Origin of the sequence: Acetobacteroides hydrogenigenes (assembly GCF_004340205.1) — a bacterium.
GTDB lineage: Bacteria > Bacteroidota > Bacteroidia > Bacteroidales > ZOR0009 > Acetobacteroides > Acetobacteroides hydrogenigenes.
In genome coordinates this window covers 82,035-94,348 of sequence record NZ_SLWB01000010.1, presented here as the reverse complement: position 1 = coordinate 94,348, position 12,314 = coordinate 82,035, and the positions used below count along the sequence as shown (strand labels likewise).

The 12,314-nt window shown below is 42.5% G+C and carries 9 protein-coding genes; 1 reads left to right on the top strand and 8 read right to left on the bottom strand.

Annotated elements, in window-relative coordinates:
- Positions 1–18: 18 nt before the first annotated feature.
- Positions 19–654: a hemopexin repeat-containing protein gene (locus CLV25_RS10850; RefSeq protein ID WP_165877065.1), complete on the bottom strand. Its 636-nt coding sequence runs from the start codon at positions 652–654 to the stop codon at positions 19–21.
- A 158-nt stretch (positions 655–812) separates the two neighbouring features.
- Between CLV25_RS10850 and CLV25_RS10845 the strand changes: the two genes are divergently transcribed.
- The gene (locus tag CLV25_RS10845) at positions 813–1,685 is read left to right on the top strand and encodes a TraB/GumN family protein (protein WP_131839673.1); all 873 of its coding nucleotides are present in this window, start codon (positions 813–815) and stop codon (positions 1,683–1,685) included.
- A 74-nt stretch (positions 1,686–1,759) separates the two neighbouring features.
- Here the strand turns inward: CLV25_RS10845 and queC are convergent, their stop codons facing one another.
- The 7 genes from queC to nifJ form a co-directional block, all read right to left on the bottom strand.
- Positions 1,760–2,461: a 7-cyano-7-deazaguanine synthase QueC gene (queC, locus tag CLV25_RS10840; RefSeq protein WP_207895642.1), complete on the bottom strand. Its 702-nt coding sequence runs from the start codon at positions 2,459–2,461 to the stop codon at positions 1,760–1,762.
- An 86-nt stretch (positions 2,462–2,547) separates the two neighbouring features.
- On the bottom strand, positions 2,548–3,888 hold the full coding sequence (trkA, locus tag CLV25_RS10835) for a Trk system potassium transporter TrkA (protein WP_131839672.1): 1,341 nt from the start codon (positions 3,886–3,888) through the stop codon (positions 2,548–2,550).
- Positions 3,889–3,905: 17 nt separating this feature from the next.
- Positions 3,906–4,457, bottom strand: coding sequence for a peptide deformylase (gene def / locus CLV25_RS10830; RefSeq protein WP_131839671.1), 552 nt, complete (start codon positions 4,455–4,457; stop codon positions 3,906–3,908).
- A gap of 5 nt (positions 4,458–4,462) precedes the next feature.
- Complete coding sequence (gene ruvX / locus CLV25_RS10825) at positions 4,463–4,888, bottom strand: Holliday junction resolvase RuvX (protein ID WP_131839670.1); 426 nt, start codon at positions 4,886–4,888, stop codon at positions 4,463–4,465.
- Between the two features lie 39 nt (positions 4,889–4,927).
- Positions 4,928–5,677: a LytR/AlgR family response regulator transcription factor gene (locus tag CLV25_RS10820; RefSeq protein WP_131839669.1), complete on the bottom strand. Its 750-nt coding sequence runs from the start codon at positions 5,675–5,677 to the stop codon at positions 4,928–4,930.
- Positions 5,678–5,681: 4 nt separating this feature from the next.
- On the bottom strand, positions 5,682–8,654 hold the full coding sequence (locus tag CLV25_RS10815; RefSeq protein ID WP_131839668.1) for a sensor histidine kinase: 2,973 nt from the start codon (positions 8,652–8,654) through the stop codon (positions 5,682–5,684).
- 88 nt (positions 8,655–8,742) lie between these two features.
- Positions 8,743–12,273, bottom strand: coding sequence for a pyruvate:ferredoxin (flavodoxin) oxidoreductase (gene nifJ, locus CLV25_RS10810; protein ID WP_131839667.1), 3,531 nt, complete (start codon positions 12,271–12,273; stop codon positions 8,743–8,745).
- Between the last annotated feature and the right edge of the window lie 41 nt (positions 12,274–12,314).

Genomic DNA, 12,314 nt, shown 5'->3' with positions numbered 1-12,314 from the left:
GCCTGCTCCCCTCCTATTCTAGCCAATTCCCTTCCACCTATCGGCAATTTTCTTAGGGAATCCCTCCTTCACCTTCTTAAACTCGAAGTCGTACTCGATATACTCGTCGCCCCTAAAGATGTAGAACAACGGATGATCGAGGTGCTGGAAAATGGCATCGAATCGGTCGAAAGGAAGCCCCGTTAGCACATCCTTAATTTTCTTCGGATAGCCATCGGCAACTCTGTCGATATCCAAGTTGTAGGCAACATACTCGTCGCCCTTAAACAGAAGAACCTTGTCAAAAATTTCGGTATCGATGTCAACAAATACCTTCATCCGGGCGCAGGCGGTATCTACAGAATCGTAGGGAACGCCATGCCAGTTCTCCTTAATGTTTTTGGGGTACCCTTCATCTACCTTTTCGGCGTAGATGTCGTAGCGTACGTAGGTATTGCCCGAAAAGAAGTAGAGCTTATCGGCATGGTTGGCCTTGAAAACTGCATCAACCCTATCATAAGGCAATCCGGGCCAGTAATCCTTAATCTTTTGAGGATACCCCGCATCTAGCTTATCCGAAATCTCAAGGTCGTACCTATAAACATACTCCCCAATAAAGAAGTAAACACGTTGGTTGTCATTTCGCTGAAATGCAGCATCAATTTTTAAGCCCATACCATTACCTCCTAATTTAATATGTAATACAAACTGCATAACCCCCAAGCCACTGCTCGCTACATTAAGAACACCTTAATGCGCTTTTTAGTTCTTTTCTAGAGGTTGTTTATGTCGTTCTGATTGTATAGCTTCGTCCAAAACCAAATACTTATACGATGAAAAAAACTTTTTTGCTAAAAAGAATGCTACTATTTGTTGGGGTGATGCTCGTTGCCGCTGGATCGCAGGCGCAATCGGCCTCGCTGCTTTGGAAAGTCACCTCCCAAGGGTCTACAAAGCCAACCTACATCTTTGGAACCATCCACTCAATACCCCAAAGCCAGTTCTTTTTTCCTGAAGCAATCAACGAAGCCTTAAAATCGTCGGACAAGCTAGTTCTCGAAATCGATATGGACAGCACCGAAGAGCTGGCAACGCTCCCCTCACTAATTGTTCTAAAAGGGAAGACCATGAAGGATCTCCTAACGGCTGAAGAGGTGAAGAAGCTTTCCCGATATCTATCAGACTCGGCCGGCATACCATTTGAACAGGTTACCGCGTTTAAGCCATTCGTATTTACCAGCCTACTGTTACCCAAAATCGTAGGCTCTTCTACCATTAGCTACGAGCAGCATCTCCTTGCAGCGGCCAAGCAAATGGGCAAGCCCGTTGATGGAATCGAAACCGTTGCCGAACAGGTTGACGCCTTCGACAAGCTGCCAATGGAGCAACAAGCAAAGCAGCTGGTAGAGATGGTGTCGGACATGAATAAGGCAAGAGAGGAGTACCAGCAGCTGCTCAACGCCTACACAAACCAGCAGCTCAACAAGATTGCTGAGCTAACGGAAAAGTCAAACAAGGACTTTCCCCAGTTTAGCCAAGTGCTAATCACCGATCGAAACGTAAGCTGGATTCCTCGCCTAGAGAAGATAATTGGCAACGGAGGAGCCTTTGTTGCTGTTGGTGCCGCACACTTACCCGGAAGCAACGGGGTTGTTGAGCTCTTAAAAAAGAAAGGATACTCCGTAGAGCCCGTAACCATTAAGTAGCAGAAGTATGAGTTTATAAAAAAAGCGTAGACGAATAATCGCCTACGCTTTTTTTATAAACTCGTACTGTAACGCTACCTTTTCATAGCAACATACTCGTCGTAGCCCTTTTCTCTTAGTAAACAGGCGTTGCACTTACCGCAGCCAAAGCCGTAGCGGTTCATGGTAAGTTCTGCATTATAGCAGGTAAGCGTTTTACCTACGATGATATCAATCCCACCGCAAAGATCAGCAAGCATAAACGTTTCAGCCTTATTAAGCCACATAATTGGCGTTTCAACCTCTATGTTCACCTCGCTAGCCATATTCATGGTGCTCTTAGCCGCCTGAACAAAGTCGTAGCGACAGTCGGGATAGCCCGAATAGTCGGTTTGGCAAACACCAGTAACCAGCGTGTCAAACCCAATTTTTTGAGCAAAAGTGTGGGCGTATACCAAAAATATAAGGTTTCGGTTAGGAACAAACGAAGCTGGAAGCCCACGCGAGGTTTCCTCGTTCACGTCTTCGGTAGCGGTAAGCAATGCCGACTCGTTGAGCTCTGCAAATTGGGCCGATAGATCTACGACTGTTTGCACTACCCCCAGCTGAGCGCAGATATCAGCGGCTAAGTCCAGCTCTACATCATGCCGCTGCCCATAGCGATAGCTAATGGCGCGTACCTCATCAAAACGCTTAAGGGCCCAAAGCAAACAGGTTGTGCTATCCTGCCCTCCTGAAAAAATAACCAAAGCCTTCTTCCCCGTTACCGATTTTTCGTACATCTCTAATGCTGTCATTCTGTATTCTTTTTAAAAAGGCGCATATAGGACAGGCCAAATGCGCAGCCAAAAAAGGAGGATTTGCGTCATCCTCCTTTTCTATTCTAGTTGAAATATCGTCCTATCTTATTGATTGCCGACGGCAGCGCAAACACCACCACCCTATCGTAGGGCAGGATAACGGTATCTCCTGTAACAATTATGCTCAAATCGCCACGAACCAAGCCTCCAATCATGGCATCCTTAGGGAAGTTAATTGTTTTAACCGGACCACGAACGGCAGGACTACTTGGCTTTACGATGAACTCCATAACCTCGGCATCCGATCCCGAAAGCACCTTAATCGATTGAACATCGGTACTCATAGTAAATCGGAAGATGCGTCCGGCAGTTATCAACTTTTTGTTGATCACCGTATCTACGCCAACACTTTCGGCAAGCTTAATGTAGTCGAGATTCTCGATTTCGGCAATCGTTTTCCGAACGCCCAAGCGCTTTGCAAGCATACAAGCCAATATGTTGATTTCCGAATTACCGGTAACTGCAATAAAGGCATCAACATGCTCAAGGCCTTCCTCTATCAGGAAGTCGGAGTTACGGCCATCACCGTTAAGCACCAGCGTATGTGGAAGTTCATCTACAAGCTTCTGACAACGATCGCGGCTAATCTCCACCATCTTTACCCCAACCTTATTCTCCAGATCTCGGGCAATCCAAATTCCAATACGGCTTCCACCAAGAATCATCACGTTCTTTATCTCTAATGGCGACTTCCCCGTATACCTAACCAGTTCTGGAGCTCCAGCTTCGTTGGTAATAACATAAATAATATCGCCAACCTTAAACCGCTCGGTGGCTGTTGGTATTATTGTCTCGCCATTACGCGAGATAGCAACAGCCCTATAGTTTAAATTGGTTCGAGATGCAGTTGCCTGCAGCAATGTTTTATTAATAATTGGAGATGAATCTTCGAGCTTAAAGACGATTAGCTTCAGCTTTTTATTGGCAAAATCGACAAATTCTGTTGAGAAGGATTGGCTAAGAAGATCGACCACCTCTCGACCAGCAATTTTTTCTGGATAGTAAAGATAGTCAATGCCCATATCTACAAATACCTCCTTGTTGCTAGGTAGCAGATACTCATTTTTATCTATACGAGCAATTACCTTTCGAGCTCCAAGCCTTTTTGCAAGCGATGCCGAAATGATATTAGTTTCCTCAGAAGGGGTGACGGCAATAAAAAGATCAGCCTTCTCTACCCCTGCCTGCGAAAGCATTTCAAATGAAGACGGGCTTCCTGCAATACATGGCACATCTACATTTAAAGCAAGCTGCTTTCTGCGCTGCTCATCGTCATCAATTACCACTAGGTCGTGATACTCGTAGCTCAGCATCTTAGCGAGATGCGTTCCCACTTCGCCTGCTCCTGCAATTATTATTTTCATCGCCGCAAAATTTCTTGCTATCCTTGCTTACACTTATAGTCGGCACTAAACTTGCCCTTTGCCATAGCAGTTAGCTTACCCTTTACAAGCCTTTTTCTCAACGGAGAAAGGCGATCAACAAAAAGTATCCCATCCAGATGGTCGTACTCATGCTGAATAATTCGTGCCGCTATGCCATCATATACTTCTACATGCTCTACGAAGTTTTCATCCTGATACTTAATCTTTATGGAAGACTCACGATAAACATCCTCGCGCAAACCGGGTAGGCTTAAGCACCCCTCGTTAAAAGGCCAAGGCTCTCCGCTACGCTCCAATATTTGAGCGTTGATGAACGTTTTCTTAAAATTCTCCAATCGAGGGTCTTCTTCTGCAAATCCGCTTCCATCTATAACAAACACCCTAACCGACTTTCCAACCTGAGGCGCTGCGAGCCCCACTCCGTCTGCATGGTACATTGTCTCCCACATATCCTTTAAGAAGGCTTCTAACCCTTCGTAGTTTGGATCGATATTCCCTGCTACCTTCTTTAGCACAGGCGATCCATAAACATAAATTGGCAGTATCATTTGTTTCAAAATTTTCGTAACTCCTTACTTTGCATGTACGACTGCAGGATGATCGTAGCGCTAACCATATCCACCAGCGATTTCTCTCGACGATCCATCTTTTTCACACCTCCATCTAATATCGCTTGTTGAGCAATTTTCGATGTAAAGCGCTCATCGTATGCATCAACCTTAGTTTCAGGAAAATGTTTGGCAAGCAGCTTAAGAAAAGGTTTTATGTAAACCATCGACTCCGAATCGCTGTTGTTCATCTGCTTAGGCAGCCCAACAACAATACAATCTACGCTTTCTTTACTTAGGTAGTTCTTTAAGAAAGCAATTATTTCATTCGCTGGGATTGTACAAAGCCCCGTTGCAATTAGCTGCATTGGATCGGTAACCGCTATACCGACTCTCTTTCTCCCATAATCAATTGCAAGTAATCGTCCCAATATTATCAAAATTAGCTACAAAGTTAACAAACTAGCCAATTAATAAGGCGGATTACCATATCTTATTTTTATATCACCAATCCTATCCGTAGGCACCTTAAAGCAGAGACCACCACGCATAAATATTTCATTCTTAGAGATAATCTCTACATTCTTGAGGTTCAGCAAAAGTTCATTAGTTACTCTGAAAAACAGATTGTCGATCACCGTATCCTCAAGATCATCAATACCCTTATCCGACTCTACAGTTCTACCATTAAGAATATGAGCAACAACCCCATCCTCTACTGCTTCAAAGGCTATTACTTGTTCTATATCTACAACTTCAACACCTGATGGTGTTGTTAAGCATAGCTTTTGGGGAAGTTCGTTCCCCAAGTTTTCGAACAAAACGGCATATTGTAGCGAAGAATTCCTAACTATTCCCTTGTTATTCTTCACCTTTTCGATAGCCTTTGTAAGTTCATCCTTACAAACCGGTTTTTGAATAAAATCAATAGCACAATACTTTAGTGCCTTTATCGCCAAATCATTGTATGCTGTCACAAAAACAATATCAAAACTTCGATCAGGAAGTTCTTCTAATATGTCAAAACCCGACCCCTCGGGCATCATAATGTCCAGAAAAACAACATCGGGCATATACCTTACAATTTCCCTTTTTGCTTCGCTTACCGATAAAGCAGTTGCAACAACGCTCAAGTCATCACAATACTTCTCAAGCATGATGCTAAGCGATTCCACTGCTGCTCGTTCGTCATCCACTATAATTGCCTTTATCGCGTCCATACTGCTATTCAACAATTTGGGTTACATGTCTAACTGTGATATAATCTCGAGGAAATATAAGAATTACCTCGGTTCCTAAAGCATTACCATCATTATCGTATTTGTCCACATACTCGAGACTAAAATCTTTGCTATATAGCGATTTTAGAATTTCTATACGACTGCTTGTAATCTTGGTTGCAAACGATTTATGTCTTCTAACTAAGCTCATCCTCTGGATTTCCTGCGACTTCACGCGACCAATCCCGTCATCCGTAATGCTGCACTTTATAAACGCTCCTACGTTCTGAATCTTTATAAGAATATGTCCACTACTTGCCTTAGGCATGATACCATGCCATATGGAGTTTTCTACATACGGTTGAATTAGCAGTGTAGGAATATAGCTATCGGCAAGAGAAATACTTGGATCGCACTCTATACGGTATAAAAACTTTCCTTCACAGCGAAGCGATTCGAGTTCAAGGTAAAGTTCGAGAGATTCCAACTCTTCTTTCAGCGTAATATTCATCTTACTGGAGTTCTCTAGCGTTTTTCTCATCAAACTAGAAAACTTTGAGAGATAGTGCAACGATGAATCTACATCGCATTTTAGTATGTATAGCTGTATCGAATTAAGGGTGTTGAATATAAAATGAGGATTCATCTGCAAGCTAAGACTCTGATTTTTCCACAGATTTTCCTTTTGCTCGTGCATACTAATTTTCTGAACGATGCGCAAACGCGTACGGAAAATAGCAAAAGCAATAAGAGCAATTACAATAAGGCATAATCCGTTAAACCAGTATGTTGACCAAAATGGTTTCGCAATCGAAAAGCGAACAGAGGCGGGGTTATTTGACCAAACACGATCATTATTTTCTGCTGCAATAGTTAACCTATAATCACCAGGGGGAAGTTTGTATAACCTAATTGTTTCTTCTGTAGTATAAAACCACTTATCGCTCAACCCCTCTACCTTATAACGGTAACGAACGTCACCCTTTCGCTTATAGGTAAAAGCGTTAAAGGATATATCAATAAAGTTTTGATCATGATTAAGCATTAACAATCGATGAAAGTTCATATCCTTATCGTTCACCCTCATCGATGAAATACGAACAGCAGGGGCTACCTTATTATCCACATCCTTAGAGATATCAAAACATGACAAGCCAGAGAATGTAGCAAGAAATACTCGATCGCCAGATATGCAAATGTCTTTTACATCATCGCTAATAAGCCCATGTGAGGTGTTATAGTGCTTAATCCGATAACGAATTGGTTCAACTTGATCAATAGTGATACAATCTACACCACAGTTTGTTCCAACCCATACTTGATTTTTCCTAAAATCAAAACTCGACACGTTATTAGACTGAAGTCCCTTTATCTGAACAAACTTTTTACCTGTAAAAACTATGACTCCATTACTCTTGGTTCCAAACCAAAATCGGTTGTCAAACTCATTAATCTTCCCCTTTATGATGCTCGTATTCAACAATGGATTCTTTTCGGCTATTTGCCGAACCTTCCCCTTTGAGTAAAGGAATAGCGCATTTGAAGCAATCCACAGGTCTCCATTATTTTCTTCGTCTAGAGAGTATACTACGCCTGAAAAATCACCTGTTTCGTGAGAATCATAAACTACTTTTCCATCTTTAACCTTTTTAAAACCTCTATTAGAGGCAATCCAAACTCCACCATCGCGAGATTTTTCGAGAGCACGAGGGAGTAGCGCATAGTTTGGATTTTTATTACCTGCTACAAGTCTCTTTTCAACAGGATTTACATTGCTATTTTTAATTAGGTAAAGAATATCAGAGCAAACCCAAACAGTGTTATCGTCCTTAAAGAAACAAAGATCCTTAACGCTAACCGAGTTACTACCTTTACTAGCAAAATGCTTTATAGAACCGTTTTCGCTAATCTTAGATACAAACCCGTCGGCATAGCCCACCCATACGTCATCTCCAGTACTCGTTACTTTCGTAATTTTATCCGAAAGTAAGCCACTTTTCGTGGTGTAATTAAGGAAAGATAAAGAAGGAGCAAAAAAAACACCTGAATTTAGCGTCGAAAACCAAAAAGAATTCTCCCTATCCTGAAGTATCGACGTTACTACCTCCTTTTCAAGAATTCTCAACAGTGGCTTTTCCGTAAAGTTCTCTTTCGAATAGCAATATGCACCATGCCCATTAACAGAAAGCCAGATATGCGAATCCCGATCTTCGTAAATTCCTGTCACCGCATTCTCCATTTCATACTTTTTCACCCATCCATCCCCAACTACGTAAACAATTCGATCTAAAGAAAAAACCTTATTGCCGTTCTTTAGCCTAATAGCATAAAGATGAGTTGGTGCCAACCCCAAACGAAGAACCAGCGGAGGCTTTTTTGAGTCTAATACCTCCACATTACTCTCAGTAATCGAGTTCTGATAGTGAAACGATATAAATGGATTGCCCTTAGAGTAGTCGACAAGAACCAGGTTTCTCTGATTTGGATACTTGTAGCTAACAATCCCATTCCTTCCAACAATAACAGCACCTCTTTCTTTGAACGAGATCACCGCTGACGAGTCTGAAAATGGGAGAAATGAATTTTTTATATGCCCTTTATTCGTATTGAGTTTATCCTGGATTTCAGAATTATACACAAACGGTATAACTCTATCCGACTTTTGGTAGTACAAGTTTCCTTTTAAGGAGACAAACCAAAGCTGCTTTTTGTGATCCTCTTTGATTTCCAGTATCGACGAATTTCTAAATTCTTTAGGGTTTTCGGCTGAAAAAAAGTGACGACCGTCAAACCAACACACCCCGTAAGCAGTTGCAAACCAAACACATCCTTTATAATCTTGATATACACAAAATACCTCATTAGTAGGCAACCCTTCAGAAACAGTATACTGTCGTAAAAAAGGGATCTGAGCTTCTACGCTAAGGCTTAGCAGGCTAAAGGTGAGATAAAGTAATACACCTAAAAAACGTGTCATTGGTTATCAAGGCTGAAAGGTTTGCTCGACCAATATATAAAAAAAGGGCAGGATTTTTTCCTGCCCTTCAATTTATTATTTCCAGAGGCTATTCTGCGGAATAATCCATATTAGCTAATCGCTTATATGAATTGTATCTCCACTTTGCATTCTCCTCAGAAGCTACGAATAGCTCATCAGCCACCTCAGGAAATCCCTTCTTAAGCGAAGTATAGCGAACCTCGTTCATAAGGAAGTTCTGGAATTTCGACCAGTCTGGTTCTTTTGAGTCAATTGTAAATGGATTTTTACCTTCGGCCTCCAACAATGGGTTATAGCGATACAGATGCCAGTAACCACATTCTACAGCCATCTTGGCCTCCTTCTGCGAGTGACCCATACCATTCTTCAAACCATGGTTGATACATGGTGAATATGCAATTATAAGCGAAGGACCAGGATATGCTTCGGCTTCTTTAATGGCCTGGAAATATTGGTTCTGATTTGCACCCATTGCAACCTGAGCAACATATACGTAGCCATACGACATAGCAATCATTCCCAGATCTTTCTTACGAATACGCTTACCTGAAGCAGCAAATTTTGCAACTGCAGCAACAGGAGTCGACTTAGAAGACTGACCTCCAGTATTAGAGTAAACCTCTGTATCCATAACAAGGATATTCACATCTTCACCAGATGCAATTACATGATCAAGACCTCCGAATCCGATATCATATGCCCATCCATCACCTCCAAATATCCACTGCGATTTCTTTACGAAGTAGTTTTTTACGGCTAGCAACTCTTTTGCCAATTCCGAAGTTTCGGAAGCAAGAGCAGCCTCTAGTTTAGCAGATGCAGCACGACTCTTTTCTGCAAAGGCCATATTTTCGATCCACTCCTTAGCAGCAGCAGTAGTTTCTGCGCTAAAGTTATCAAGATTTGCAGCAAGCTTATTCTTGATGGTCTCACGCATCTTCTCCATACCAACGTGCATACCTAAACCAAACTCAGCGTTATCCTCGAATAGCGAGTTAGCCCAAGCAGGACCATGTCCCTTCGCATTAGTACAGTATGGCGTTGCAGGAGCGGAACCTCCATAGATAGAAGAACATCCTGTTGCATTGGCTACCATCATTCTATCTCCAAAAAGTTGGGTGATTGCCTTGATGTATGGGGTTTCGCCACAACCGGCACAAGCACCAGAGAACTCGAATAGAGGTTGAGCAAACTGAAGATTCTTGACAGTCTTCGTCTTATCTAGAATAGTATCTTTGTAGCCAACCTTGTTATGCATGTAGTCCCAACGTTCTACCTCGCCCATTTGAGTATCAAGGTGCTTCATTACAAGAGCCTTGTTAGGAGCAGGACAAACATCGGCACAGTTACCACAACCGGTACAGTCGAGCGGACTAACCTGAATACGGAACTGGAATTCCTTTACTGCACCATTACCCTTCACGAGTTCGGTACCAGCAGGAACGCCTGCGGCCTCGTCCTGTGTTAGAAGGAACGGACGTATTGCAGCATGAGGACATACGTAAGCACACTGATTACACTGGATACAATTAGAGCCTTGCCATTCAGGAACGCTAACTGCAATGCCTCGTTTTTCATAAGCTGTAGTTCCAGCAGGGAATGTGCCATCCTCGTAGCCAAGGAATGCGCTAACAGGTAGATCATCGCCCATTTGAGCGTTGATTGGATCTACAATCTTTTGAATGAACTCAGGAGCATTCGTATTGAACGTGAGCGGTTCTGCAACAATCGAAGCCCATTCTGCAGGAACTTCAATCTTAACTACCTCTCCACCACGATCAACCGCAGCATTGTTCATATTAACAATTTCCTCCCCCTTCTTGCCATAGCTCTTTACAATGGCCTTCTTCATTTGCTCTACCGCCTTTTCGTAAGGAATTACGTTCGCAATTTTAAAGAATGCAGATTGAAGAATTGTGTTTGTACGGTTTCCAAGACCTATTTTTTCAGCAATAGCGGTTGCATTAATGATATAGAAGTTAACCTTCTTTTCGGCAAGAATCTTCTTAACTGAACTTGGAAGTTTTGCCTTGGTTTCCTCAACATCCCAAACTGAGTTCAAAAGGAATGTTCCGTTTTCCTTGATACCTCGAAGCATATCGTACTTCCACAAGTAGGAAGGAACATGACAAGCAACAAAGTCAGGAGTCGAAACTAGGTATGATGAACGAATTGGAGAATCGCCAAAACGAAGGTGAGAGATGGTAATACCACCCGACTTCTTCGAATCGTATGCAAAGTATGCTTGGCAGTACTTATCGGTCGAGTTTCCTATAATTTTAATGGTATTCTTATTTGCGCCAACGGTACCATCAGAACCTAAACCATAGAATTTACCTTCAAAAGTTCCAGCAGCAGCCAGCGATACCTCAGGAAGCACTGGAAGGGATTTAAAGGTAACATCATCAACTATACCAATGGTAAAGTGATCCTTTGGCTCGTTCATCTTAAGGTTCTCGTATACCGAAAGAATTTGTGCTGGAGTGGTATCCTTTGAGGATAGTCCATAACGTCCACCAACGATAACCGGAGCATTCTCCTTTCCGTAGAATAGATCCTTGATTTCGAGGTAAAGTGGTTCGCCGTTAGCACCTGGTTCTTTTGTTCTATCAAGTACAGCAACGCGCTTAACAGATTTTGGAAGCACGTCGAAGAAGTACTTGGCAGAGAATGGACGGTAAAGGTGAATGTTAAGCAAACCTACCTTTTCGCCCTTTGCCATTAGGTGATCGATAACCTCCTTAATTGGATCAGTTACAGAGCCCATGGCAATGATGATATTTTCAGCATTAGGATCGCCATAGAAAGTATAAGGCTTATACTCACGACCAGTGATCTTGCTGATCTGCTTCATGTAGTCTGCTACAATATCAGGAATAGCATCGTAGTACTTATTGCTTACCTCACGTGTTTGGAAGTAAATATCAGGGTTTTGTGCAGTACCACGGGTAACTGGATGCTCTGGATTTAGCGCTCTATCGCGAAATTCCTGTAGAGCCTTATGGTCAATAAGCGATTCCAAATCGGTCATATCCATCTCTTCAATCTTTTGAATTTCGTGAGAAGTACGGAATCCATCAAAGAAATGAAGAAAAGGAATGCGGGTTTTAATTGAGGTCAGGTGGGCAATACCAGCAAGGTCCATAACCTCCTGAACCGAACCTGTTGCCAACATGGCAAATCCGGTAGGACGAGCAGCCATAACGTCTTGGTGATCGCCAAAAATAGAAAGAGCCTGAGCAGCCAAAGCACGAGCAGATACGTGGAAAACGCCAGGAAGCATTTCCCCTGATATCTTATACATGTTTGGTAGCATCAGCATCAAACCTTGCGAAGCGGTGAATGTGGTGGTTAATGCTCCTGCTTGAAGAGATCCGTGTACTGCACCGGCAGCTCCAGCTTCCGACTGCATTTCTACAACTTTTACAGTCTCTCCAAAAATGTTTTTCTTACCATTAGCAGCCCACTCGTCGACATATTCTGCCATTGTGGACGAAGGGGTGATGGGATAGATTGCTGCAACCTCGCTGAACATATAGGCGATATGCGCAGCAGCATAGTTACCATCACAGGTAATGAACTTTTTGCTTTTTGTCATCGTCACTTAATTTATTAAGGAATAAGCATTTGCTTTAGTCG

Excerpts from the sequence above, each read along its gene's own strand:
- CLV25_RS10850 (WP_165877065.1), bottom strand. The coding sequence starts at position 654 with ATGGGCTTAAAAATTGATGCTGCATTTCAGCGAAATGACAACCAACGT.
- CLV25_RS10845 (WP_131839673.1), top strand. The coding sequence starts at position 813 with ATGAAAAAAACTTTTTTGCTAAAAAGAATGCTACTATTTGTTGGGGTG.
- queC (WP_207895642.1), bottom strand. The coding sequence starts at position 2,461 with ATGACAGCATTAGAGATGTACGAAAAATCGGTAACGGGGAAGAAGGCT.
- trkA (WP_131839672.1), bottom strand. The coding sequence starts at position 3,888 with ATGAAAATAATAATTGCAGGAGCAGGCGAAGTGGGAACGCATCTCGCT.
- def (WP_131839671.1), bottom strand. The coding sequence starts at position 4,457 with ATGATACTGCCAATTTATGTTTATGGATCGCCTGTGCTAAAGAAGGTA.
- CLV25_RS10820 (WP_131839669.1), bottom strand. The coding sequence starts at position 5,677 with ATGGACGCGATAAAGGCAATTATAGTGGATGACGAACGAGCAGCAGTG.
- CLV25_RS10815 (WP_131839668.1), bottom strand. The coding sequence starts at position 8,654 with ATGACACGTTTTTTAGGTGTATTACTTTATCTCACCTTTAGCCTGCTA.
- nifJ (WP_131839667.1), bottom strand. The coding sequence starts at position 12,273 with ATGACAAAAAGCAAAAAGTTCATTACCTGTGATGGTAACTATGCTGCT.